Raw genomic sequence first — 25,285 nt, 5'->3', positions numbered from 1 at the left:
GGCCCGAGACCCTGGAGCGAGCAACGCGAGTGAAGCGGCTCATCGGACGCCCCCAGGAAGCTCTGCTCTGCGCGAAAGCGAAGCGTCAGCGGCAATGTTTTATCTGTGCGAAAGCGAAGCGTCAGCAACAAAGCGCCCAGTCGGAACGGAAATCAACCACACGTTATGGCGATGAGCCTTATTTTAGTAAAAAATGGAACTTCGACGCGATTCAATCGTATACTTAGTAAGGAACATTAAATCTGAAGAGTAGGGGGGATTATATGAGTAGGAAAAATATAACTGTTATGATAGTGACATTTATTCTAGAAGTTATTATTACGTATTTTATTGCCTCATTTTTCTCTGTAAGATTCATCGAAGTAATGTTTTTTACTGGTATGGCTTTTGCTGGAGGAACGTTTTACTTTTCAAGTAGTGGTGGAGCAATGTCTAGGTTATTTGCTTCACAAGTTAGTGGGAGAACAGGTATTATTCAGAAAAGAGAACGCTTCACTTATACAATAGGTCCAGTATTTACTGCTTCATTTATCTTCTTTTTAATTGGATTATTATTCTTTATCCTACTTGTTTGGGGAGTAATTCCGCCAAGCGAAACTTAAATTATATACTAAAACAGGAGCTTTAATTGAATAATTCCTATAGAGACCTCTTCGTGATGAACTACACCTCAATTGTTTGACACTAACTAACGATTGGAGATGCAGTTCATGATGGGGGTTTTTGTCTATTTGTTAAAGCAATTTTTTTGTTTACTGGCTTTTTTTGTATTTACTTCGATAGCATTTGGACTTTTAAAAATACCAGTGTTAGTTAGTTCAATAAGCAACATAAATCCTTAATTTTATAAAATGTCGAAAAATGACGAATGATTATGATAGTAATTTACACCTAGATTTGTAAGAATTGTAATAAGGTTAGACGGAATGTTAATTAAGGAATTTTTGTACTATAATTCTATTTCGTTAAATCTAGTAACATACATTTTTAGAAGATAAGTATTTGGAGGGAATTAAGGTAATGAAGAAAGCTTTATTATTACTACTAGCCGTTATGCTAGTTGGATGTTCTGGAGAAGGAACAGAGAAGAAAAAAGAAGAAAATGTAAAAAAAGAAGAGGTCGTAAAGGAAGAGAAAGTCGTTCCTGTAAAATTTGAAGAGGTTGATCCTGAATCAAAAGCTACGGTAGAAAAGTTTGTTAAAAAATATAATGTAAGAGTTGAGTTATATAAAGAGGATACAGAATTACCGATAGAATTAGAGAGAATTCCAGAACCAATAACTAGTGAACTGAAGGAAGAGAAGAAAATTTTCTCACAGACTCTATTAGAAACTGATTTTAAAAAATATAAGGGTCATTATAAAATAGTCGCTAAGTATAATATGGATAAAAAATTAATTGGATATAATATTTCTGTAGAAGCAAGCCCTGCAGATGAAGTGAATGATGAGGGAGATGAATGGACAGAAGGGTTTTTATCTGCTATGTCAACAACTGATGCAATAGGGTTAAGTATAGATAAATTTGATGTACATTTAAGTAAAGCTTTAGATGAGGAGAAAGACACTCATTCATATATTGATTCTAATTATAAGGTAACTATTCTGTTGCCTGACATTGATTTAGGGAAATTTGAAATTAATTATGATTTAACAAAGTAGTACAAAAAGCATCTCTAATGAGCTACACCTCAATTGTTAGACACAGTTGAGATACAGTTCAAGGGATGCTTTTTTGCTGTCACTGTTTTTATTTTTATTGGCTTTAGAGCCCGCAATTAGAAGTAACGTGAATCATCGAAATCGATTTCAACACTATAATTCTTTGCATTGATAAGATTCGATAATTTATGTGCATCTTTTTCAAGTGTAATCGCACGTTCACGGTACTCATCTGGTTCATACATAGCAATTTCATAAAGCATTGTATTTTCACCATAGCCCATGCGTACACTTTCTTTTTCATGCATGCTAAACTGTTTGCAAAGTTCGGCATCTGCACGAAGCTGTGTTGCGAGCTCAATCGCTTCAACTAAAGCCAGTTTTCCGCCTTTAAAGTCTACTGAGTTTTTTATATTTGCTTCATATACTAAACGATCCAATGTACGAACATCGAGACGTACTTGAGCTAATTCAGCTTCAATTACTTTCATTGCACGATTACTTGTTTTGGGTGTTTGTCCTTTTTCAATAGTTACGAAGGCGCTACGATGTAATTCGCTAACAAGCTCCTGAACTTTTTTTGATAAAATACTTTTTAGCTTAACGGCTTCTGCAAGATTAATCATGAAAACACGTCCTTTTACAATGTAGTAGATGGTGCTGCGTTTGATAATAAGGCTATTTTATAATCGCCGCCATGAATTTGATTAAACATTTTTCCAGCAGATGCAAGAAGTTCTTCCGCATTTTCTTCTGACAATGATGGGCGAAGGTAGAAAATATGTAGAGCCTCAGTCGTTTCTTCTGAAACAGACGTACGTTTAGAATCGACAAATGGTGACCCAAATGCTCCTTCAGCATCACCGCTATAGAGGATATTTTTTAATGAATTAAAACGCCCATTTAAGCCCTCATAGCCAGTTTCCTCGTTGCCAAGTGCAATGTCTATATTCCCTTTTAGTTTAGCTATATCATATAAGCCTACTGGAATTTCATATTGCAAGGAGAAGAAGTTATTTAAATCAACACCTGAGTGAAGCGGTGTTAAATAATTTTGCTTACTAATTCTGCGCATTAAGCTTTCTGCTGAGTGACGATAACGATTAGGATCAGCGCCAAGCTTTTTCCATAATTGTCGCCATTCAGCGATACCGTCACGTTGTGTTACAGGATTATCGTGCATTTCTAAATAGAGATTTTCCTGATACAATTGCATGCGGCCTTTAATCATTTGAGGCGATTCTGCAACGACAATTTTGGTATAATGAAAAATGCCGATTTTTAGCTCGGGATGTTGTGTCAATAGAGATTGATTAATTGAAATTTCCATAAAACATCACCTACTTTGTTTATTTCAATTATTGTACCATGTAAGGAGTTGGAAATAAAATGAACATACATGACCTACAACGTGAATTTGTGGCGTATGCAATGTCCATTGGTGTAGATAAAATTGGCTTTACAACAGCAGCTCCATTTACAGAATTAAAAAATCGACTGCGCCGCCAACAAGAGCTTGGCTATCAGTCGGGCTTTGAAGAAAGCGATATTGAAAAACGTACCGAACCCCTACAATTGTTGGAGGGAGCAGAAAGCATTGTGGCGATAGCTGTTGCCTATCCGTCGCGTATGCAAAATGCACCTGTTGGCAAGAAGGGAGCAAGGCGTGGGATTTTTTGCCGCGCTTCATGGGGTGTCGATTATCATACAGCATTACGTGAGCGACTGAAATTATTATCTGCTTGGCTTGAAGCGCGGATAGAAGGTGTACGCATTGAATCAATGGTGGATACAGGTGCACTTGTGGATAGGGCAGTAGCGGAACGCGCAGGAATAGGCTGGGGCGGGAAAAACTGCTCGATTATTACGCCTGAGTTTGGTTCCTACGTCTATTTGGGGGAGCTTATTACGAATATACCCTTCGCACCTGATAAGCCTATGGAGGATGAATGTGGAGATTGCCGTTTATGTTTAGATGTTTGTCCAACAGGTGCGTTAATCGAAGGGGGACAGCTAGACTCTCAGCGTTGTATAGCCTTTTTAACGCAAACGAAGGGAACATTGCCTGATGAGTTTCGTAGCCATATTGGTAATCGTTTGTATGGCTGTGATACGTGCCAGACCGTATGTCCAAAAAATAAAGGAAAGATTAACTGGATACACGAGGAATTTAAACCTGATCCAGAGCTAGCAAAGCCACTACTCGTGCCACTTTTAACGATTTCAAATCGTGACTTTAAAGAAAAGTTTGGACATGTCTCAGGTTCATGGCGGGGGAAGAAGCCTATTCAACGTAATGCTATTTTGGCACTCGCACATTTTAAAGAGGAGGCTGCTGTACCAGATTTAGTAGCACTTCTTAAAAAGGACGAACGACCTGTTATTCGAGGAACGGCAGCGTGGGCTTTAGGTAAAATCGGCGGGGAGCAGGCACAATCTGCATTACTTGAAGCAAAAGTAAAAGAACAAGACGAGGAAGTACTCGTTGAGATTAACAAAGGTTTACAATTTTTCAGTTAAGGAAGTGTATCGTTATGCCATTGCATATCGTTTTATATCAACCAGAAATTCCAGCGAATACAGGAAATATTGCACGCACATGTGCTGGAACAAATACCTCATTACATTTAATCCGCCCTCTAGGCTTTTCTACAGACGATAAAATGCTAAAGCGTGCGGGCTTGGATTATTGGCATAGTGTTAATGTCGTGTATCATGATTCACTAGAAGATTTTTTAGAGGCATCAAAAAATGGCGACGTTTATTTAATTGAGACATATAGTGAAGAGCCATTTACGACACATGATTTTAGTGATAAAGATCGTGATATTTACTTTATGTTTGGAAAAGAAACGACTGGCTTGCCAAAGGATTTTGCATATGAGCGTCGAGAAATGTGCTTACGCATTCCACAGAGTGACCATGTCCGTTCACTTAATTTATCGAATACAGCAGCAATTGTTATTTATGAAGCGTTGCGTCAACAGGGATACCCAGGGTTAAATTAAAAAGAGGCTGGGACATAACTGGTCAAAACCTCAAAAGCGCGGGAAATCAATTTAGAAACATTGATTTCTCGCGCTTTTCTGATGTGAAATTTTTAAATTTTATTTCTACATGCGACGGAAAGAACCCATCAAGTGACGGAAAGAACTTCGCAAGCGACGGAAAGAACCCGTCAAGCGACGGAAAGCCCGTCAAGCGACGGAAAGAACCCGTCAAGCGACGGAAGGAAACCCGTCAAGCGACGGAAGGAAACCCGTCAAGCGACGGAAGGAAACCCGTCAAGTGACGGAAAGAACTTCGCAAGCGACGGAAGGAAACCCCGTAAGCGACGGATACAATCCTCAAACTGACTGATGAATAGCCCCGCACCACTTTTAAAATTTCAATAAAACAACATTACCTGCTGGATCCTCTGTTTGGAATCCTCCATCTATATTAGTAACCGGTGCACCAATTGCACGAAGATTTTCTTTCATTGTTGCTGCTTGTTCTTCATTGTCTAGACGCAGTGAAAATGTTTTTAAGCCAACCATATTTTCACCAAGCTTTGGTGCGTTTTCAGAGTGCCAAGTGTTTAAACCGATATGATGGTGATAGCGGCCAGTTGAGATAAATAATGCTTGTGCACCGTAGCGAGTGACAACCTCAAATCCTAATCCCTTTGTATAAAATTCCTCTGCGGCAGCTAAATTAGATACTGATAAATGAATATGCCCCATAACCGTATCAGTAGGTAGACCATTCCATCTACCATCACCTTCCTCTAATATAGAGTGAATTTTAAGAGGTTCAGTAACCATATGCACTTGGTCGAATTGCCAAGTCCATTCACTTTCAGGACGATCAGCATAAACCTCGATACCGTTTTTATCAGGATCATTTAAATATAATGCTTCACTTACATCATGGTCAGATGCTCCTAAATATATGCCATTATTATGGAAATGAGAAATGATATTGGCTAAATCACGACGAGTAGGTAATAAAATTGCAAAGTGAAAAAGTCCAGTTGTTAAGCTAGTTTTTTCTTCTACTTTGTCCGGTTGGACGATTGTCAGTAAAGCCGTTTTGCCATCTGCTGTTAAAGTTGCTTTATGTGATTCCTGATGTAAAACTTTAAAGCCAATTACCTCCTGATAATAGGTTAATGAACGTTGTAAATCACTCACTTTAATTTCAACATTTGTAACATATGTGTTAGGTTTTTCATGAAAATGCATAGTAAATTACCTCCAAATATAAGTTGTATTTAATTATTAAGTTACTTTATGTAAGTAAGTTTATTTTATAAAGTGTAGAAAGTCAAGTAGTGATATTGATTCTGTCATTCACAACATTTGATGATGAGCGTTTTTTTTTTTTTTTTTTGAATTTTATCAATTTTTGCTTAATTTATAACAAAAATTGATTTTGAAACTTTTGTAAACTGGTAGCTTAAGCTTCTTCATAGGACTTTATGAGTACTTTAATGCCACTATATAAATGCAAAGTCTAATTTTACTAGGCTTCTTTTCTTTCTATATGGAAATTATTTGTGATATCAAACTCCAAGTATCTATGAGTTATCTGATTTTTCCCAAGTTTTGTTCTAATCATAACAAAACTTGATTAGGAAATATTTATTTCCAATGATATGTTGTTAACATACCCGTGGGAAAACAGAGACGGGGGGCTAAAAATTAATATTAGGTTAGGAACTATTTCAATGCAGATATGAACAAAATTAGGAATATCTAATAGTGGAGCTAATGCTGGTGGAGGATCATCATGGGCTACTACTTCTACTAGAACCAAGTATTGGGAGAATAGTAACGGAGCTAAGGAATTTCCATATAGTTCCAATGTGATTGTTTCACCTAAAGGAGATTATAGAACTGGAACTATTTCTGTTGTTAATACCGCTAAAGTAAAATTATCAGGAGATAAGAAGTCTTATGAGATTTCAGCAGGGGCATAAAAAAATATACGTAATATTATCCCTAATAACTCAAACTTCACAGACTGAAATCGACAAATAAGCCTTGATATAATTAGGAAGGCTGGCGATCCATTGCTGAAGTTGACTTTTGATTAGTTTCTGGATTTTTGTATTTGTCTTTTTTAGGGTATCTTCAAGAAGCTCGATTAATTGCTGTAAAGCGACAGCCCATTCGAGTTCATTTACTTCATCGCAAAGTTCATAGAAAATGCCACCTAATGTTCGCTGGTCGGTATGGCAGCGATTTTGCCAGGACAAAACGATATATCTAGAAAAGACAATGGTTGTGTGACTGATGAGTAAATCATAAGACATCCCTTGAAATTTTTTTTGAAGTTTCAATAATGATTTGGTTGTAAGAGCCTTCAGTTGGAGTTTAAATATACCCGGTGCAGCAGGAAATTTTTTATCTTTTACTTGTAGAGCTGATATTTATACTCAGTCTACCGGTGCTTTTAAAGGGTCAATGTATTTTTCAGGAGGGGGGACTGGTCCTGGAGTATCTGGTTTGGCTGATATAAAGGGCGTTTCTTTGACAAAAGGAGTTAGTTACCTTGCGAGATTTGCAGGAGAAGCAGTGGAATCCCCTTCTTTAAAAGTACACGCTGTAAGTTATTTAGCATATCAAAACGGAGTAGCTTTTACCTACTAGTATTTTAAAAAAGAGTGAGGTGCGAATTTTTGTTTGATTTAAATAATGCTGAAAATAATCAACTCAATTTAGAAACAACAGCTCCGTACTCTTTAAATTACTTAATATTTATACAAAACTTATTTTTAAATAATAATAATAATCAGCAGCAGTCTTTATTTCCTGATTTTAACAGTTCTGATTGGGGTATCTTACCTGAGGGTGAATTTGACATTGAGTTTAAAAAGATATGGAATGAAGTAATATATAAAAATGTGCAAAACCAATATTACGATAATAACGGTGTTTTGGAAAATGATAGTTCATTCTACCGACAACTGTTTGATAGAAATGTAAATGGAGAGTTTGGATTTTCAGAAAGTGTTAAATTATTTTTATCTTGGTGGAATGGATTCTATGGGAAAATAGCTATAGAAGGATTATTTGAAAGTGGAGGCGGACATGAAATATATAACGAGTTATCAAAGTCTCTAAAATTATATAATCTAAATAATAGTCAATTTAAGATAAATATTATTTACGATAAACAACGATTATTTTCTACAACTTATTCCTTATCTTATGCAGTTTTACCTATTCAAGAACTTTTTTTAAATAAAACAGAAATTGTACCGAATTTATTAGAAGGGTTTAAAAAACCATAATAAAACAAAAAAGGTATTGAGGTTTAAATTCCCAATACCTTTTTTTGTTTATTCCAATATGGTGTAGTTAATGGTAATAGTAAGTTACGTACTTATCTATTTAGAAGTTAATATCTCAAACTTCGCAGCTAGATAAACTAGCTCAAAACAGATGGCTGTAGGTTGCACTTTAATGGATTTATGTTTCTTGACACTATTTTTAGGTATACAAAAAGCACCTCTTTCTTGTGATTGCTAGAAAACACTACCAAGCAGAAGAGGTGCTCCCACTATGATAGAACGACCAAAATAATCAACTACCAAAAGAAATTTATCACGTCTTTCATGAATTAGAAATCAATAAACATCTAAGAAACGCAGGGATTATAAAAGGATTTGGCTTTTCGACAAGCTATTTATTTCAACTTGTCTTTTGCCTCGTATTCCAACACAAAAGCCGGTTTACCTTGCTTCAAAGTAAAAAAGGTGACCAATATCCAGGAAAAGATACGGTTTATCGTTTCCTAAACTATTCGAAATTTGCATGGCGTCGATTTCTCACTCTATTCAGTGCACATACGATTCAAAAAGTGAGTGTGCTTACCAACGCAGATCGACCAAAAGTACTCATTGTAGATGATTCCATGTATGACCGTAATCGCAGTAAAAAGGTAGAACTACTAGCGCGCTGTCGTGACCATTCTTCAACGGGTAAACGTTTTTATAAGGGCTTTCGGATGCTTACTTTGGGCTGGTCAGATGGTGCGACATTTATGCCCGTTGACTTTGCTTTACTAAGTTCAAAAAAGGCACAGGTGAATGGCATTTCCGAACAGATTGATAAACGTACTTCTGGCTATAAGCGTCGAATCGAAGCATTAGAAACAGCATCATCGCTTGTGCCAAGTATGGTTGACCGTGCGTTACAAGCAGGTGTACCGGCTCAATATGTGCTCATGGATAGCTGGTTTACACACGCACCCCTTGTTCAATCCATCGTTGCACTAGGGATGGATGTTATTGGTATGGTCAAGCCAACGAAACAGCATTATCTAGTAGACGATCGTTGCCTTTCGTTAAAAGAATTGTACAAAATCGCGAAGCCTGTACAGGGACCAAAAGACATTTTACGATCCATCCAAGCAACATTGAAGAATGGTGTGCTGTAAAGATTGTCTTCATTCAAAATCGCAATAAGAAAAGTGAATGGCTGGCGATTCTCAGCACCGATTGTACGCTTTCAGAACAAGAAATCATCCGAATCTATGGCATGCGTTGGGATATCGAAGTCTTCTTTAAAGCGACGAAATCACTACTGCGTCTACAAAAAGAATTCCAAGGCACATCTAAGTAATCCTTTTATTGTTTAGTTTTATGAAATTTAAAAATTCTTCTGGAATTGATGATATTGGAGAAAATACGAAAGAATTGTATGTTTTGGAATATTGGGAGCAAAAATTAAAAGTATACAATCAAGATACTCATAAGTTTATTAGGTATTGGAATGATACTGAAAACGAGTTTCAATATAACTTTAAAGAATATAGCGACGTTTTGACGAGTGGAAATAGTATAACAAATAATTTTTCGATTATTCGTTATACAGAAACGGGAGTTAAGACATTATTAAAACTACCTGCAAACGAAGCGTTGTTTCCACTAACAATTGATGACAAAGATAATATGTATTTTTGTAGAATTTATTATAATGATGATAAAACTGAGAAAAAAAGGGTTATCTCAAAGTATAGTGAAAAAAATAATCAATTGGATGATTTAACCATCGATGTTAGTAAACTTATGGATGTAAGTGTTATAGGTGAAAAATTATTTTTTACTTCTTACGATGAAAAAGAACAAAAGTATGAATTGTATGAATCAAGTTTAACAGGTAAAAATGAAATTGAATTGATAGAAAATAATTTAGAAGGTTCCGAGATTTATAATATTAATGGGGAATTGTATTTGAAGTCCTCAGAGGGGAAATTAGTTTCAAAAGTGAACGAATATCCTTCGGAGAGATAACGATTGCTTATAAGGATTGGTTATTGTTTTTAGATGTTAAAGAGAATAGTTCTCAAAACTTACGTATTTACTCAATTGGTAGCAAAAAGTATATCTATATTACAGAAAATTTAAATGGATATCATCTAAATGGATATACACTTACAATTTTTACAGATGATTCTACGAAAAAAGTAGATTTAAAATCATCACAGCAAAAAAATCACTAAGCACATACTTATGCTTAGTGATTTCTTGAGGTATTATTTGTCTGCTCTGTAGTCGCCTTCGTAACCAGCAGTGAAAATAGCAGCTAAGAACGCTACAGTTACACCAATAATTAATAGTAAACTCATGGAAGAACCCTCCTCATGTTTATAAAGACATCTCTTTTTAGTATAGCCTATCCACTATAAAAATGAAACGACATAGCGGAATAAAATATGTCAGAAATGGTTCAGAAATAACTATTTCGGGAAAACTATAAGAGAGGTGATGATAATGGAAAAAAAGGTTCCGAATATCGAAAACGGTACAATGGCTAGAAACTTTCAAGATTTAAAGGATTTAGGAAAGCAAATGGAGCATTTACGTGATGGTCTGGAGCTTGCGGAAGACGATCGAATTCCAGATCCTATCCAAGTAGATGATCTTGAAGAGAAAGCAAAAAAATAGTAAGAAATTGCCCCGAAAATTTTCCTTATATTTCTTAAAACCAATTTTTTGTATAATGGAACTAGGAAAAGAAAGGGGTTGTTATTTTTGAATTTACATTCAACAAAAACGTTAGCAAATGGTGTGGAAATGCCTCGCTTTGGCTTAGGTGTCTATAAAATGACAGAGCGTGATGAAACTTTGAATGCCATTGATAAAGCTCTTCAATTTGGTTACCGAGCTATTGATACAGCATCTCTTTATGGTAATGAAACTGAGGTGGGCGAAGCTATTCGTCACTCAGGCGTTAAACGTGAAGATATTTTTGTGACGACAAAGGTTTGGAATAATGACCAAGGCTATGATGAAACATTACGTGCTTTTGAAGTATCATTAAAAAAGTTAAATATGGATTATTTAGATTTATATTTAACCCATTGGGCAGTACCTGAAACATTTGAAGAAACGTATAGAGCAATTGAACGTTTATATGATGAAAAATTAATTCGTGCAACAGGTGTCTCGAATCACCATGAGCATCATTTGCAAAAATTATTAGCCAAAGCAAATATTGCACCAATGGTTAACCAAGTAGAGGTGCATCCATATTTACAGCAAGACGCATTAAGAACATTTTGTAGTGAGCATGGAATTGCTGTTACGGCATGGTCTCCACTAGGTCGTGGTGGTGTCCTTGATCATCCAACGATTATGGAAATTGGGCGCGAAATAGGGAAGACAGCTGCACAGGTAGTGCTTCGCTGGCATTTACAAAATGATACACTTGTTATTCCGAAATCTGTTACACCTAGTCGTATTGAGGAAAACGCACAGATTTTTGATTTCGAATTAACAGTAGCTCAAATGGATAAAATGGCTACGTTAAATCGTAATGAACGATTTGGGCAGGACCCAGATCATTTTAAATTTAATTTCTAATAGAAATCCCGCTCTCTAATTAGAGAAGCGGGATTCTTAATAATATTATTTAGATTCTTTTACATAAGGAATGTAGTTAGAAAGCATTTTTGCCATATGTGCACGTGTAGCGTTGTTACCTGGCATAAATTTGCCGTTTGCGCCGCTAACAATCTTTAAGTCTTTCATAAGTGCGATAGCATTTTGTGTTTCAGCATCGTATTTAGAAATATCACTGAAATCAGCTTTTAAACCCGTTTTTGCATCATGTTGTAGGTCGTATGCACGAGCAAACATTAATGCAAGTTGAGAACGAGTTACTTTTGCATCAGGATTGAATTTACCATTTACACCTTGTACAATTCCAGCCTCAGCAAGTGCTGTAATTTCTTTTTGTGTTGCAGGATTTAAGTTAGCAATATCCGAGAATGTTGCTTGACCTTTAGCTTCAAGATGTAATGCACGTGTGATAAATGATGCAGCTTGAGCACGAGTTAAGTTTGCATTTGGTGAATATGTTGTTGCAGAAGTACCTTTTGTTAAATCACGGTAATAAAGATCACGAACATAGCCTTCTGTTTCTGAGCCTTTTGCAATATCCGTAAATGGAATTGTGGCAATAATACGTCCTTCTACTTTTGGATCAACTTTTTTCAGTGTATCTAAGTGTTGGATAAACATTTCGTAGTCAATTGTACCAGGCTCACTTACACGACCATCAGCATATACTTTTGCAAGTGTTTCGTAGCCGTCTCCACCTTTAGCAGTAAATGTATTTGTTGCAGCTTTATAGTATGCTGCTTTATCTAGCTCTTTACCATTTAATTTAATAGATTTTACACGTTTACCAGCTGGTGCTTTGCCATCAAACTCTACTTGTAAACCTGAGAAGTGTAAGAAGCCACCGAATTCTTTCGGGAATTCTTTCACACTATGTTCTACAATTTCGTAGATTTCAGCACCCGTTAATTTTACGATACCAAGTGCATTACCGAATGGCATAACTGTCATGACTTCACCAACAGTGATATCTCCTGTGTCAATACTTGCGCGGATACCACCGCCATTTTGGAATGCAAATTGTACTTCTGGATCAATTTTCTTTGCACCCGCAAGCATACCATCAGTAATTAAGTTACCAAGATTAGTTTCGCCAGCACGTACGCCCCAAAGACCACGTTTGCCATCTAGTGTCGACACAGCAGTATTGCCTGTTGATTGTTGTTTAACTGCAGTAATTTTTTCAGAATATGGAGCTAAAAGTTTAGCTGCCTCTGGGTCTGCTGCTACTGGTTTTTCTTTATCATTTAAAGCATGTAATTGACCGAAGTAGTCAACAACTGCACCGTTATCGTTGAATGTTAAATCTAGTTCACCTAAATTTTCGCTATATTGACCTGTTTGAACGATAATTGTAGGGTCCTTGAATTGCGTTTCTGCTTTCACAGGCTTGTCTAATTTTGTATGTGTATGACCACCTACGATAACATCAATACCTTCTACAGTTGAAGCTAGTAATTGGTCGTTATCGAAATCTTTTGAATCATCAAAGCCTAAATGTGTTAGTGCGATAATTTTGTTAACACCTTGTTTTTCAAATTCTGCTACTGTTTTTTTTGCAGAGTCAATATAGTTTGCAAATTGAACATTAGCAACGCTTGAAATGGAAGGTGTTTCTTCAGTTGTTAAACCAAAAATACCTACTTTTTCGCCATCGACTTCTTTAATAATACCGTTATAAATTTTACCTTTTTCAAAGTCTTTTGTAACTGTTTGGAATTGTAAGCCGTCAAATAAAGAATCTTTTGAGAAATCTAAGTTAGCTCCTACTAATGGGAATTCTGCTCCCTTAACAAATTTCGCAAGTGCAGCATGTCCTTCTGGGCTTGACCCTAAATCGAACTCATGGTTACCAAATACCATTGCATCGTAGCCCATGGAGTTCATTAACTTCATATCAACTTCTCCAGAAAATTGATTGAAGTAGAGAGTACCAGAGAAAACATCACCAGCATCTAAAAGAAGTGAGTTTGGATTCGCAGCACGAAGTTCTTTTACTTTTGTTGCACGCTGTGGAGCAGCTTCAACGTGTGCATGTGTATCATTTGAGTGTAGAATTGTTAACTTGAAATCATCCTTCTTAGCTGTTGGTGTTGTGTCTGCAGCGTGTGCAGCAAAACCGGGTGTAGCTAGTAAACTCGCAGCTAGAGTTGTTGCTGCAATACTTTTAACCCATTTCATCAATAAACTCCTCCTCATAATATGTCAGATGACTGACAATTTACTCTATTCTACCATGAAAGAAATCCATCGTCATTACCAATAATGGAAATGTATATTAAATTTACTGTAAAAAATAAACGAAGAAATGTTAAATGCTATATTTATACTTTTTTATAATTATTAGGATCTTCACCAAAAGTATTAAGATATATGTCTTGTATATAAGTTGATTGGAGTGGAGACTGGGCGACTCTTTGGGGATTAGCGATAGAGGAACGAAGGCTAAGAGCATCACATCCTGTGATAACGCCTTCGTGACCAACATCGTGTTGGCCCGAGACCCTGGAGCGAAGCGAAGCGGCTCATCGGACGCCCCCAGGAAGCTCTGCTCTGCGCGAAAGCGAAGCGTCAGCGGCAAAGCGCCCAGTCGGAACGGTAATCAACCACACGTTATGGTGATGAGCCAATTTTAAGTAAAAGACTTTAACTAAAGGCATGAAAAAACTGCACCTCCAATTGTTAGCTAATGTCTAACAATGGGAAGTGCAGTGCGGTAATTACTGTTGATCTTTTACAACGATTTGTTTATTTAAAAATGGATGCTCGAATTCCAATTGAATGGCATGGAGTTCATAGTCACCACTTGCAGTTTCTCTTGCTCCATACATCGTATCACCAATAATCGGATGACCGATATGTGCTAAATGTACACGGATTTGATGTGTTCTACCCGTTTCTAGAATTAAATGGACAACACAAGAATTTTTATAGCGAGCGACAACCTCATAGTGTGTTACTGCATGCTGTCCCGTATTTGAAACAACACGTCTTGTTGCATGGTGTCGGTCTTTTCCGATAGATTCGGCGATTGTGCCTGTTGAAGAACGTAGATTTCCTTGTACCTCTGCTGCGTAAGTTCGAATTATAGATTTTTCTTCGATCATACGATCAAAAATTGACTTAGCCAGTGGATGCTTTGCTACAAGTAACAAACCCTGTGTCCCTCTATCTAATCGATGCACATGCTCTGCATAAGTGCCACCCTGCTCTTTAATGTGTGCGATAACATGATTCATACAAGTATGGGTATCACGTGCATCATTTGGATGGGTCGACATGCCTTTTGGTTTAGAAACGATCAAGCAGTGATTATCCTCATAGACGACATCTATAGCACAAACCGGTGTCGGTTGATAATTAGATGGTGGAATAGGAAATGTGAATTTTATAATAGTTCCTGCCTGTAGTGGATCTTTCCATTGAATAGGCTCTCCGTCAACTGTTGTGATAGCCTTTGCCATTCGCAATTCATGGACCAGTTTTTTACCGAGTCGCCAATGATTGCGTAATAGGTCCTCGACTGTCAAATTATTAGTATTTATTTCATAATGAAACATATTTCTTCCTCCGTAGAAAAGACCGTATTCCTAACTTAGAACACGGCCCCTTAATTAATTTGTTGTTTTACTAGCTTTCATTAAATAGAAGCTTGCCCCTGCAATTAAAATAAAAGCAGTTAACGCTAAAAATGGTATTGTAATAAAACCTAGCCAATTAATATATTGTCCTGTGCATGAAACAGCGCCACAAGCAGGCGCAGATTCAGCTAAGAAACTAAGCTTTTGAATTCCATAATGGTATAGTGATACACTGCCGCCCATAATGGCAAAAACAGCAGTTGTTACAGCGATACGTGCATTTTTTTGAATAAAGGCAATAGTAGTCATAATGACAATTGGATACATGAAAATACGTTGGACCCAACACATTTTACAAGGGTCATAATGACGAATTTCAGAAAAGTATAAGGAACCTAGTGTAGCAACGACAGAGACAATCCAAATAAATAATAAGCCATTTTCCTCTTTTTTAGACATATAACTTCTCCCCTTATTATAACCATGTACTTGTTCGATTATAGTTGTTCTAGTTTTAGAAGTAAATTACCTTAACAAAGATAAGTTAAATACTTTTCTCATGAATTTCAGACTAAAGTATGAATGGCTGAGGCAGACGTTCCAGACTTTGAAATGTTATCATAAAATTAGTAATGCCGAAGAAGAGGTGTTTTTGTGAGGGAAAATGAGCATTCCAATATTAGTATTTTAAAAGAAATTGCAGAGTTATTAAATGAAGAAACTGAGATAGTGACGATGTTAAAGGGAGCACTTGTGAAGTTTTTAAATGGCACAAATTTTGAAACAGGCTGGATTTTTTTTATCGATGAAAAAGGGCGGTCAGAGCTTGTTGTCCATGAAAATTTACCAGAGGCATTGGCGTATAAAGGTTGCCATTATTTAGAAAAAGGAGGCTGCTGGTGTGTTTCTCGTTATCGTAATGAGGAATTAAAAAAAGCTTCTAATATTATTGAGTGTCAACGAATTGAAAGCGCAATATCAGCAAATGTTGGTGATCACGAGGGCATTACACATCACGCAACAGTGCCACTTCAATCGGGACAAGAGCGTTTTGGTGTCTTAAATGTTGCATCAAAGGATACCGTGCGTTTTTCAGAGGAAGAGCTAGCATTACTTGAGTCGGTTGCATTTCAGATGGGGTCAGCTATTAAGCGAATTTTACTGACAAAACAGGAGCAAGAAATGGCACTTGTAAAGGAGCGTAACCGTCTAGCTAGAGATTTACATGATTCTGTAAACCAGTTACTTTTCTCAGTTACTTTAACTGCGAGAGCTGGTATTGAAATGACGGATGATTGTGATGTTAAGGAAACATTTAAAGAGATTCAGCATTTAACACAGGATGCTTTAACAGAAATGCGTGCTCTTATTTGGCAACTTCGTCCAAAAGGATTAGAAAATGGTTTGCTTGAAGCGATAAAAGTGTATGCTGAAATGCTTGGCTTGAAGCTTCATGTAACAGTCTCAGGTGTACTGCAATTTCCATCACGGATCGAAGAAACATTATTTCGAGTAGCTCAAGAAGCACTTAATAATGTTCGTCGTCATGCTGGTGTGCTGGAAGTGGCACTTTATATTACGGTCACTTCTACGGATATTTTACTTGTTATTCGTGATGAGGGACGAGGCTTCGTCATCGATAACAACACTAAGCTACTTTCAATGGGCTTGCAATCTATAAAGGATCGTGCAAAATCAGTTGGTGGTACAGCTGACTGGGTGAGTGAACTTGGAAGAGGAACAGAGCTATTAATCCGCTTACCATATTAAGGGGGGGAAAGAATGATACGTGTATTAATCGCAGACGACCATCATGTTGTGCGTCGTGGATTATTATTTTTCTTAAAAACACAGAAAGATATTGAAGTTGTAGGAGAAGCCAAAAATGGACTGGAGGCAGTAGCTTTAGCAGAAAGTATACAGCCAGATATTATACTCATGGACTTAGTAATGCCTGAAATGGATGGTATTCAAGCAACGAAGCGCATTAAAGCTAAGTTTCCACAAATAGAAATTTTAATGCTTACAAGCTTTTCAGACCGTGATCATGTGGTGCCGGCTATGGAGGCTGGAGCAGCAGGGTATCAGTTAAAAGATATTGAGCCTGATGAATTGGTATTGTCTATTCGTCGTATTATGCGAGGCGAAAATACATTACATCCAGAAGCAACAACGACGCTTGAAATGGACCGTCAAGAATCTAAAAATGCACCTCATATGTTAAATCCACTAACGCCTCGTGAACAGGATGTGCTTGCTGAGCTTACAAAAGGGAAAAGTAATCGAGAAATTGCGTCCTCCTTATTCGTTACAGAAAAAACAGTGAAAACTCATATTTCTAATATTTTCACGAAGCTACATGTACAGGATCGAACTCAGGCGGCTCTTTATGCTGTGAAGCACGGGCTGACGGAGGGTAGTGGTGTATAGAGGTTAATGAATAGTACGGATCTTAAAAAATATGTAAACGGCGAGTTCCTACACATTGTAGCAGCCCGTCGTTTTTTAATGAATGAAACTATAAAAATACTTAAAATAGATAGAGGATTAGTAATTAAAATGCGGTTAACATAGAAAAAATAAAGTAAGGAGTACAAACATGAAATTAGAGCGTCTTTTAACGATGACGATGATTTTAATCAATCGAAAAAAGGTGAAGGCCCAGGAGCTAGCCGATTTATTTAATGTGTCAGTCCGTACTATTTACCGGGATATTGAAACGCTGAGCTGTGCTGGGGTTCCTGTCATGAGCCAACAGGGTGTTAATGGTGGTATAAGTTTAATTGATGGTTATCGTGTCGATAAGCAAGTGCTGACGAAGGAGGAACTCGCGTCACTTTCTATTGCTATCAAAAGTGCACTAACAACATATGAAGATTCACATGCCGAAGCAGTGCTGGAAAAATTAACGAGTGTTGCTGATGAAAAAGTGAAACAATCGATTGATCAACTATTTATTGATCTAAGCCCTTGGGGACCGAATGTCATTTTTAAGGATCAGATTACATTATTAAAAAAAGCAATTGAACACGCGCATTGTGTAAGTTTCTCCTATTCTACTACACATGGTCGCATAACAAATCGCTTATTGGAGCCACACACGTTAGTCCAAAAAGGGAAGGTTTGGTATGTTTATGGCTATTGCACATGGAGAGAAGATTTTCGCTTCTTTAAAATTTCGAGAATGAAAAATTTAAAAGAAGAGATGACGACCTTCCAGCGTAAAGAAGTCAACTTATCCGAACTTCCATGGGATAAAAAGTGGCATGACCCTCAAAATGTAGTAAACCTTACGTTGTCTTTCGATGCGGCAATAACAACATTAGTAGAAGAATCATTTGGCGCTGAGCATGTAGATCATGAGAGTTCAACTATTAACATTGCATTGCCTGAGGACGAATGGCTATATGGCTTTCTTCTTAGCTTTGGTCATCGCGTAAAAGTGTTAGAACCACCTCATATAAGTGAGATTGTGCAAAAACGAGCACAGGAAATTGTACAGTTGTATAAATAAAAATAATTTCCATGCAATTGATGACATACAGATGTCAGGTTTCCTTTGTTATAGTCATAACAAATAGAACGAAGGGTGGATTTAATTATGCAAAGTTATTGTCAAAGTTGTGGAATGCCATTGGTGGATGAGGCATTACTTGGTACAGAAAAAGAAGGACACAAAAATCAGGATTATTGCACATATTGTTATGAATTAGGAGAGTATAAGCAGCCAAATCTGACAGTTGAAGAAATGATCGAAATTGGTGTGCCGCATTTAAAGGAAGATGGAATGGCGGAAGAAGAAGCACGTCAAATGTTGGCATCTTTTTTACCAAGCTTAAAAAGATGGCGAACACATGAAATAAAAGAACCGGTTGTGATGAATAAAGAATCATTTCAAATCGTAGGAATCTCAGCGCGAACAAGCAATGCGAATGAAATAACTTCTCAAGCAAAAATCCCACAATTATGGACGAACTTTTATCAGCAAGATGTAGTAGGGCAAATTCCTAATCCAGTAAACCAAGTAACATACGGTCTATATTCTGACTATGAAACGGATGTTAATGGAGAGTATTCAATTACACTTGGAATGGAAGTATTAGCTGCAGATGAAGTTCCAGAAGGGATGGTTGTAAAAACAGTGCCAGCTGCCAACTATTTAGTATTTACTTCTGACAAAGGTCCATTTGTAGAAGTTGTCGTGAAAGCTTGGCAGGATGTCTGGGCTTGGTTCGCAAACTCAGGGGTAGAACGAACGTACACTGGTGACTTTGAACTGTACGATGAACGCTGCGCCAACCCACAAGAAGCGCAGGTCGATCTTTATATTGCGATTAAATAAAAAACAAGTCTCTTACCAATCATTTGGTAGGAGACTTGTTGTCATTTGCTGGGGGATTTACTTCAATATGAGGTTCAATATGCACAAGAACCTCACAGAAGGAACATTCTCTCATAACAGTTTTTTCAATTTCTTCAGTGATGCGGTGGCTTTCTAAAACATTTAAATAAGGATCAACTGTAACGGTTACGTCTATAAAGTACATATTGCCATGTGAACGGCCTTTAAAATCCAAAAGCTCGATCACATCGTCAACATTACGTATTAATACAGATAATGTTTCGACTTCGTCAATATCAAAGGCATCTGTGAGACTCTGAACAGCCTCCCAAAAAATTTCTACGGCTGTTTTAATAATAAGAAGAGCGACAAGCAGTGCTGTTAGTGTATCGATAATAGGAAAACCAAAAATTGCGCCAAAAATCCCGATTGCTGTACCTATACTTACAAGGGCATCCGAACGATTATCATAGGCTGCCGCTTTAACAGCAGCGCTTTTTATTTTTTTGGATAATGCCAAATTATAGCGATAGACAATATACATCACTACCGCACTTCCGATTGCCACATAGGCCGTTAATAGCGATGGTTCTGTGCCAGTTGGCTCCCAAAGACTTTTGATCGAATTAACAAGTACCTGTAAGCCAACAACTAGCATAATAAACGATGCAACAAGCGACGCAACGGTTTCTGCACGTAAATGCCCATATTGGTGATTAGAGTCAGGTGGTATTTGGGCAATTCGCAATCCAATGAGTACAGCAATGGAGGCGATGATATCAGTTGTATTGTTAAGTCCATCTGCTTTTAGTGCTTCCGATGTTCCGATATAGCCAATCGTTAGCTTGATCGAGCTCAGTATTATATATGTACCGATTGATAACCAAGCACCTTTTTCCCCTTGCCGTAAATTTGTATAGAGCTCCATTTTGTTTCCTCCTTGCAAAACTTTCGGGCATTATAAAACGACCCCCTTCTCGTGTAAGGGAGTCGTTTTTTGCGTAAATATGAACTTTATATCAGTAGAAGCCCCCACCATTATAGGTTGTGAGCTAAAAACCATTTTTATAGCCTGAATCATACAAGCATGATTTTAATCGTACCACAGCAAATACGACAAGGCAATTTAATTATAGTCTTCATCGTTTTCATTTGATAAATCACGTTCAGGTAATTTCAGAACTTCTAAGTATAAAATATGGTGAGTATCTAATTCTTTTGCGATAAATTCATAACCTTGCTCTTCAATACTGTCTCCTTCGACCGCATCAAAGCGCTTTGTCATGAACCAACCACCAATTGTATCAATATCATCATCTTCTATGTCAGTACCTAGCATATCATTAACATTTTCTAGTAGCATCTTTGCATCTAAAATAAAATGATTTTCTGCAATTTCCTGAACCTCTGGAATTTCATCTTCATCGAATTCATCTTGAATGTCGCCGACAATTTCCTCGATAATATCTTCAATTGTAACTAGACCAGATGTTCCGCCATATTCATCCATTAAAATGGCCATATGAATGCGTTCACGCTGTATTTTAAGTAGCAAATCATTAATTTGCGTGGTTTCCATAACGCGAATAATCGGCTGCATATAGTCAATCACTAGTTTATCGCCATTTGCTGGGTCTTTAATATAAGCGGTTAATAAGTGCTTCATATTGACTAAGCCGATAATATGGTCCTTGTCACCATCGATAATTGGGTAACGCGTATATTGCTCAACACCCATTAGATCGAAAACTTCTTTAATCGTAAGTTCTTTTTCAATTCCGACGATTTCAGTACGTGGGACCATGATTTCTTTCGCAAGGCGATCAGAGAACTCAAAAATACTGTTAACATATTCATATTCTGCGTTATTAATTTCTCCACCTTTTAAACTATCCGACAAAATCATACGTAACTCTTCTTCAGTGTGAGCTACTTCTGATTCTGACATCATTTTTAAGCCGAAAAGACCCGTTAAAGCACGTGCAGATCCGTTCAACAGCTTAATGATCGGATAAGTAATATTGTGGAATAAAATTAATGGGCCAGAAAGATGTAATGTGACAAATTCTGCTTTTTGGATGGCTAATGTTTTTGGCGCCAATTCCCCCATAACTACATGCATAAACGTTACAATTGAGAACGCAAGAATAAATGAAAGGATAGATGTAAAGCTATCACTCAGATTTAGAAATTCAAACACTGGATTCAAGATGATCTTAAATGTAGGCTCACCAAGCCAACCTAGAAATAAAGCAGTGATGGTAATACCTAACTGACATGCAGATAAGTATTCATCTAAATCTGAAACAACACGTTTTGCATTTTTTGCTTTTTTATTTCCTTCTGCAAGCAATTGATCAATACGTGTAGTCCTTACTTTAACGATTGCAAATTCAGTTGCAACGAAAAATCCTGTCATTATTATTAGTAGGGCGAATGCCGCCAACCTTATGGTTATTCCCAATATGTCTCCGTCCAAATAATTCCTTTGTCCCCGCCCGAATGAGGGAAGTAAACAAAGTGTACACCTCCTATGATTTAAAAAATTGTTGGATGATTTAATCATAAAATATTTACAGGCAAAACACAAATATTGACATCAATTTTTTTACTTGAATTTCAATTCGTAAATTGGAAAAAAATAATATTTTCAAGTATCAAATGATTGAAATTAAAAATCCGTTATGCTAACTTTAAATGGAGCAAAGAAGATAGTTTGTTTAGAGAAAGAAGCATATGCATCTCATATATAACGACACGTCAAAAATCTCAAGAGTGCTTTACTTGCAGATTTTTTTAAATGAATTATTTTAATAGCAACCAAAAAGGAGCCATTTCATTCGTATGAGATGGCTCCTTCTGTTTGAATTATTTATTCTTGTTGAAAACGTAATTTCAAGCACGCTTTTTCCACATCGTGTAGCGTTTCTTTTAATGGTATTTCACCTGAATAAAGTGAAATGGTAACAGGTGCTTTTTCTGTTATACCTTGCTGTGTAAAAATATAATTTTTGCCGTTATACGTTAAATACGTATTCTTAACAGGTCTTTTACCTAAAGTACTAGAAGATGAATTGAAAAAGGCTTTTAATTGACTACAGTATTCATTGTAAAAATCACTTTTAAAGCCAGAAAGAGCCTCAAATTTTTTACTATCAATAGTGTCAGCTTCATTCGCTAACTCGAAAATTTTAGCGGAAAATTCGGAAAAAACTTCTTTTACTTTTGCACGAATTAATGCTTTTGAATTATAACTGTTTAAGTCATCCGAAAGAGTGACTTTACTCATTGAAATTGCCCCTTCAAAAAAACATTTGATACTTGATAACATAAATGTATAAAAATAAAAAGGGAATTTCAATATACTTAAACAATTTTAAGATAATAGCAGTGCTTAAAATAGTAAAAAAGATGTGTATTTATACAGTGTGGGTACAGGAAAATATACTTTTGTTAGTCGTAAATATGGTACAACATGAGCTCATGAATCATTTTTTTTACATCCTCTTCATTTGGAGGGATAGCTTCACTCCATTGGATGACGCCATCTTTTAAGTACTCCGCTGTATAACGTTCACGTTGATAAAAGAATGATATAGACCATCCCGGGAGCTGAGAATTTTCAAATAAAGGCTTAAAGCTGAAATGCTGAATCATAACCAAACCCCATTTCTTATATATGTAGTTTTATTATTCAAGGATAGTGGTAATTTTGCAACTATCACCTTAAAGAATTGGAATGTGTAGAGATGTGTATGATTAGATATAATTAAATAGAGATATTTCTTTCGTCGAAAATCATTGCTCTGCTATAATGAGTGCATTAGGCGACAAAATACGCCAATTGTGAATACAATTGAAATGAGAGGATACTAATGGATAATTTTCTAGTGACATTATTATTTATGGCAGTCATTGGAGCTGCAATCGGTGGTGTAACGAATCATCTAGCCATTAAAATGCTTTTTCGACCACATGAAGCTATTTATATTAAAAATTGGCGAGTACCATTTACACCCGGCCTTATTCCAAAGAGACGTGACGAATTAGCAAAACAACTTGGACTGACAGTTGTGAATTATTTATTAACACCTGAAACCTTTAGAAAGAAATTTTTCTCAAAAGATATTCAAGATAAGGTGGAACAATTTGTTCAAACAAAGGTAGAGGAAACGATTTTTACAAATGATAAAACGATTCAGGATTGGCTAACATTAGCTGGATTTTCCAATATGCCAGCAACAATTGAACAAAAGGTTGAAGCAATTGTTGAGGGACAATTTGAATCAGTTAAGAATACACTATCAACGAAATCAATTCGTACACTACTATCAGCAGATATTCAAAATGCAATTGATGCAAAGATTCCAGTAGCGGTTGGTCATATTTTAGAAAAAGGTGAGGATTATTTTTTATCACCTGAGGGCGAGATGACGATTAAGGCGATGATTGATGACTTCTTATCGTCAAAAGGATCGCTTGGCGGAATGATTAATATGTTTTTAGGTGATTCTTCTTCGCTCGTAGCAAAGGTCCAGCGTGAGCTTGTGAAATTTATGCAAGCACCAGGAACATCAGCGTTATTAACGAAAATTTTTACGCAGGAATGGGAGAAATTAAAAGAGCGCCCAGCGATGGATTTCATGCAGGATATTCATTTTGAACCAATATTATTGAAATTGCAAACTTACGTTAAAGAGCAATTAGCAGTTGAAGAGCGCTTAAATCATCCAATTTCGCATTACTGGCCAGAAGGTAATTCATGGATGAAGGAAACAATAATTCCACAAGTTATCGAAAAAGCTTTTGTAAAAGCTGAAGACAAATTAGAGGATGTTTTGGAACGTTTAAATCTACAAGAAGTAGTACGAGAACAGGTTGATTCTTTCCCAGTAGCGAAGTTAGAGGAGCTTGTACTAGGTATATCAAAGCGTGAATTTAAAATGATTACAGTACTTGGTGCAGTTCTTGGTGGATTGATTGGGATTGTGCAAGGGTTAATAGTCTACTTTATTTAAAAAGGGGAAATGTGTTTATGATTAATATTTATAATGAAATTAATGCGTTAGAGGCGACTTTCCGTAAAACACCGGAATTTCAAGCGTTGAAAGAAGCAGTTACAGTTGTTAAGGAAGATGAAGAGGCATTTAATCTATTTAAAAATTTCCGTAAGATTCAAATGGACTTACAGCAAAAACAATTAGCTGGCGAGGATTTATTGGAAGATGAGCTGATCTATGCCCAAAAAACGGCACAGCTTGCCCAACAAAATGAAAAAATTACTAAAATGATTGAAGCAGAAATGCAGTTAAGTAAGCTAATTGAAGAAGTAAACCGCATTTTAGTAAAACCTATACAAGCATTGTATGAAGAATTTTAACAACAGGATTCTAGCGGCAAAATAGCGAGTCCAAGCGGCGGAAGAGCAGGATTTAGCTGCGGAGTAGAGCATCCAAGCGGCGGAAAAGCAGGATTTAGCGGCGCAACCGAGCATCGAAGCGGCGGAAAAGCAGGATTTAGCTGCGCAATCGAGCATCCAAGCGGCGGAAAAGCAGGATTTAGCGGCGCAACCGAGCATCTAAGCGGCGGAAAAACAGGATTTAGCGGCGCAATCGAGCATCAAAGCGGCGGAAAAACAGATTTAGCGGCGCAATCGAGCATCCAAGCGGCGGAAGAACAGATTTTAGCAGCGCAACCGAGCATCTAAGCGGCGGAAGAACAGATTTTAGCGGCTCAACCGAGCATCTAAGCGGCGGAAGAACAGGTTCACCAGGCGCAATCGAGCATTCAAGCAGCGCAAAAGCA

General features: G+C 36.9%; 28 protein-coding genes and 2 pseudogenes. 18 read left to right on the top strand and 12 right to left on the bottom strand.

Translation table 11 applies throughout. The features are described 5' to 3' along the window. The 3 genes from ACVWXS_RS13995 to ACVWXS_RS13985 form a co-directional block, all read left to right on the top strand. Positions 1 to 227: hypothetical protein (locus ACVWXS_RS13995; protein ID WP_456958660.1), on the top strand; the 227-nt coding region annotated here is incomplete at its 5' end. 36 nt (positions 228 to 263) lie between these two features. Next, on the top strand, positions 264 to 602 hold the full coding sequence (locus ACVWXS_RS13990) for a hypothetical protein (RefSeq protein WP_456958659.1): 339 nt from the start codon (positions 264 to 266) through the stop codon (positions 600 to 602). Positions 603 to 1,020: 418 nt separating this feature from the next. Beyond that, positions 1,021 to 1,662 (top strand): hypothetical protein, encoded by a 642-nt coding sequence (locus ACVWXS_RS13985; protein ID WP_456958658.1) that lies wholly within the window; start codon positions 1,021 to 1,023, stop codon positions 1,660 to 1,662. Between the two features lie 116 nt (positions 1,663 to 1,778). Here ACVWXS_RS13985 and ACVWXS_RS13980 read toward each other — a convergent pair whose 3' ends face one another. Together ACVWXS_RS13980 and ACVWXS_RS13975 are read right to left on the bottom strand one after the other, a co-directional pair. Continuing rightward, on the bottom strand, positions 1,779 to 2,288 hold the full coding sequence (locus ACVWXS_RS13980) for a hypothetical protein (RefSeq protein ID WP_427420456.1): 510 nt from the start codon (positions 2,286 to 2,288) through the stop codon (positions 1,779 to 1,781). 14 nt (positions 2,289 to 2,302) lie between these two features. Then, a complete protein-coding gene (locus ACVWXS_RS13975; protein ID WP_456958656.1) occupies positions 2,303 to 2,992 on the bottom strand; it encodes a B3/B4 domain-containing protein in 690 nt (229 codons plus the stop codon). Positions 2,993 to 3,051: 59 nt separating this feature from the next. Between ACVWXS_RS13975 and queG the strand changes: the two genes are divergently transcribed. Together queG and trmL are read left to right on the top strand one after the other, a co-directional pair. Continuing rightward, entirely contained in the window at positions 3,052 to 4,182 is a 1,131-nt protein-coding gene (gene queG, locus ACVWXS_RS13970; protein WP_402991273.1) for a tRNA epoxyqueuosine(34) reductase QueG, read from the top strand. Positions 4,183 to 4,196: 14 nt separating this feature from the next. Then, positions 4,197 to 4,670, top strand: coding sequence for a tRNA (uridine(34)/cytosine(34)/5-carboxymethylaminomethyluridine(34)-2'-O)-methyltransferase TrmL (gene trmL, locus ACVWXS_RS13965; RefSeq protein ID WP_068986052.1), 474 nt, complete (start codon positions 4,197 to 4,199; stop codon positions 4,668 to 4,670). Between the two features lie 46 nt (positions 4,671 to 4,716). Here the strand turns inward: trmL and ACVWXS_RS13960 are convergent, their stop codons facing one another. From ACVWXS_RS13960 to ACVWXS_RS13950, 3 genes and pseudogenes are all read right to left on the bottom strand, one after another. Further along, positions 4,717 to 4,884 (bottom strand): hypothetical protein, encoded by a 168-nt coding sequence (locus tag ACVWXS_RS13960; protein ID WP_456958653.1) that lies wholly within the window; start codon positions 4,882 to 4,884, stop codon positions 4,717 to 4,719. Positions 4,885 to 5,042: 158 nt separating this feature from the next. Continuing rightward, on the bottom strand, positions 5,043 to 5,888 hold the full coding sequence (locus tag ACVWXS_RS13955; protein ID WP_456958652.1) for a VOC family protein: 846 nt from the start codon (positions 5,886 to 5,888) through the stop codon (positions 5,043 to 5,045). Positions 5,889 to 6,655: 767 nt separating this feature from the next. After that, positions 6,656 to 7,003, bottom strand: a pseudogene (locus ACVWXS_RS13950) (IS4 family transposase); the annotation flags it as partial. A 151-nt stretch (positions 7,004 to 7,154) separates the two neighbouring features. On the opposite strand from ACVWXS_RS13950, the gene ACVWXS_RS13945 reads away from it, so the two are divergent. The 6 genes and pseudogenes from ACVWXS_RS13945 (at position 7,155) to ACVWXS_RS13920 (ending at position 11,518) form a co-directional block, all read left to right on the top strand. After that, positions 7,155 to 7,298, top strand: a complete 144-nt coding sequence (locus tag ACVWXS_RS13945; protein ID WP_456958650.1) for a hypothetical protein — start codon at positions 7,155 to 7,157, stop codon at positions 7,296 to 7,298. A 29-nt stretch (positions 7,299 to 7,327) separates the two neighbouring features. Further along, complete coding sequence (locus tag ACVWXS_RS13940) at positions 7,328 to 7,942, top strand: group-specific protein (RefSeq protein ID WP_423475515.1); 615 nt, start codon at positions 7,328 to 7,330, stop codon at positions 7,940 to 7,942. Between the two features lie 308 nt (positions 7,943 to 8,250). After that, positions 8,251 to 9,269 (top strand): annotated as a pseudogene (locus ACVWXS_RS13935) (IS4 family transposase); the annotation flags it as partial. Positions 9,270 to 9,295: 26 nt separating this feature from the next. Next, entirely contained in the window at positions 9,296 to 9,946 is a 651-nt protein-coding gene (locus ACVWXS_RS13930; protein ID WP_456958648.1) for a hypothetical protein, read from the top strand. A 480-nt stretch (positions 9,947 to 10,426) separates the two neighbouring features. Further along, positions 10,427 to 10,600: a hypothetical protein gene (locus ACVWXS_RS13925; protein ID WP_456958647.1), complete on the top strand. Its 174-nt coding sequence runs from the start codon at positions 10,427 to 10,429 to the stop codon at positions 10,598 to 10,600. A gap of 87 nt (positions 10,601 to 10,687) precedes the next feature. After that, the gene (locus tag ACVWXS_RS13920) at positions 10,688 to 11,518 is read left to right on the top strand and encodes an aldo/keto reductase (RefSeq protein ID WP_456958645.1); all 831 of its coding nucleotides are present in this window, start codon (positions 10,688 to 10,690) and stop codon (positions 11,516 to 11,518) included. 45 nt (positions 11,519 to 11,563) lie between these two features. On the opposite strand, the gene ACVWXS_RS13915 is transcribed toward ACVWXS_RS13920, so the two are convergent. Beyond that, positions 11,564 to 13,738, bottom strand: a complete 2,175-nt coding sequence (locus tag ACVWXS_RS13915; protein WP_456958643.1) for a 5'-nucleotidase C-terminal domain-containing protein — start codon at positions 13,736 to 13,738, stop codon at positions 11,564 to 11,566. Between the two features lie 212 nt (positions 13,739 to 13,950). Between ACVWXS_RS13915 and ACVWXS_RS13910 the strand changes: the two genes are divergently transcribed. After that, positions 13,951 to 14,193, top strand: coding sequence for a hypothetical protein (locus tag ACVWXS_RS13910; protein ID WP_456958641.1), 243 nt, complete (start codon positions 13,951 to 13,953; stop codon positions 14,191 to 14,193). A gap of 84 nt (positions 14,194 to 14,277) precedes the next feature. Here the strand turns inward: ACVWXS_RS13910 and ACVWXS_RS13905 are convergent, their stop codons facing one another. Together ACVWXS_RS13905 and ACVWXS_RS13900 are read right to left on the bottom strand one after the other, a co-directional pair. After that, on the bottom strand, positions 14,278 to 15,117 hold the full coding sequence (locus ACVWXS_RS13905) for an RluA family pseudouridine synthase (RefSeq protein ID WP_456958639.1): 840 nt from the start codon (positions 15,115 to 15,117) through the stop codon (positions 14,278 to 14,280). Positions 15,118 to 15,171: 54 nt separating this feature from the next. After that, on the bottom strand, positions 15,172 to 15,597 hold the full coding sequence (locus tag ACVWXS_RS13900; RefSeq protein WP_456958637.1) for a disulfide oxidoreductase: 426 nt from the start codon (positions 15,595 to 15,597) through the stop codon (positions 15,172 to 15,174). 195 nt (positions 15,598 to 15,792) lie between these two features. Here ACVWXS_RS13900 and ACVWXS_RS13895 point away from each other — a divergent pair, with 195 nt between their 5' ends. The 4 genes from ACVWXS_RS13895 (at position 15,793) to ACVWXS_RS13880 (ending at position 19,480) form a co-directional block, all read left to right on the top strand. After that, positions 15,793 to 16,908 carry a GAF domain-containing sensor histidine kinase gene (locus ACVWXS_RS13895; RefSeq protein WP_423475254.1) on the top strand — a complete coding sequence of 372 codons (1,116 nt, stop codon included), beginning with the start codon at positions 15,793 to 15,795 and terminating at the stop codon, positions 16,906 to 16,908. Positions 16,909 to 16,920: 12 nt separating this feature from the next. Next, complete coding sequence (locus tag ACVWXS_RS13890) at positions 16,921 to 17,568, top strand: response regulator (protein WP_368637047.1); 648 nt, start codon at positions 16,921 to 16,923, stop codon at positions 17,566 to 17,568. A 169-nt stretch (positions 17,569 to 17,737) separates the two neighbouring features. After that, complete coding sequence (locus ACVWXS_RS13885; RefSeq protein ID WP_374965280.1) at positions 17,738 to 18,652, top strand: helix-turn-helix transcriptional regulator; 915 nt, start codon at positions 17,738 to 17,740, stop codon at positions 18,650 to 18,652. 87 nt (positions 18,653 to 18,739) lie between these two features. After that, positions 18,740 to 19,480 (top strand): effector binding domain-containing protein, encoded by a 741-nt coding sequence (locus ACVWXS_RS13880; protein ID WP_368637049.1) that lies wholly within the window; start codon positions 18,740 to 18,742, stop codon positions 19,478 to 19,480. A gap of 19 nt (positions 19,481 to 19,499) precedes the next feature. Here ACVWXS_RS13880 and ACVWXS_RS13875 read toward each other — a convergent pair whose 3' ends face one another. The 4 genes from ACVWXS_RS13875 to ACVWXS_RS13860 all read right to left on the bottom strand — a co-directional run bounded on the left by ACVWXS_RS13875 (position 19,500) and on the right by ACVWXS_RS13860 (position 23,137). Beyond that, a complete protein-coding gene (locus tag ACVWXS_RS13875) occupies positions 19,500 to 20,408 on the bottom strand; it encodes a cation diffusion facilitator family transporter (RefSeq protein ID WP_368637050.1) in 909 nt (302 codons plus the stop codon). 198 nt (positions 20,409 to 20,606) lie between these two features. After that, positions 20,607 to 21,926 (bottom strand): hemolysin family protein, encoded by a 1,320-nt coding sequence (locus ACVWXS_RS13870; protein WP_368637183.1) that lies wholly within the window; start codon positions 21,924 to 21,926, stop codon positions 20,607 to 20,609. Positions 21,927 to 22,352: 426 nt separating this feature from the next. Next, positions 22,353 to 22,769, bottom strand: a complete 417-nt coding sequence (locus tag ACVWXS_RS13865) for a hypothetical protein (protein WP_427523172.1) — start codon at positions 22,767 to 22,769, stop codon at positions 22,353 to 22,355. 164 nt (positions 22,770 to 22,933) lie between these two features. Continuing rightward, entirely contained in the window at positions 22,934 to 23,137 is a 204-nt protein-coding gene (locus ACVWXS_RS13860) for a YheE family protein (protein ID WP_368637052.1), read from the bottom strand. Positions 23,138 to 23,355: 218 nt separating this feature from the next. On the opposite strand from ACVWXS_RS13860, the gene ACVWXS_RS13855 reads away from it, so the two are divergent. After that, the gene (locus tag ACVWXS_RS13855) at positions 23,356 to 24,498 is read left to right on the top strand and encodes a DUF445 domain-containing protein (protein WP_423475261.1); all 1,143 of its coding nucleotides are present in this window, start codon (positions 23,356 to 23,358) and stop codon (positions 24,496 to 24,498) included. A gap of 17 nt (positions 24,499 to 24,515) precedes the next feature. Beyond that, a complete protein-coding gene (locus ACVWXS_RS13850) occupies positions 24,516 to 24,860 on the top strand; it encodes a YlbF family regulator (protein ID WP_068986035.1) in 345 nt (114 codons plus the stop codon). Positions 24,861 to 25,285: the final 425 nt, after the last annotated feature.

The sequence above is a fragment of the Lysinibacillus sp. TE18511 genome (assembly GCF_054062295.1).
Note: the sequence above shows the minus strand (reverse complement) of the source record. Positions and strands in the feature narration are given on the sequence as shown.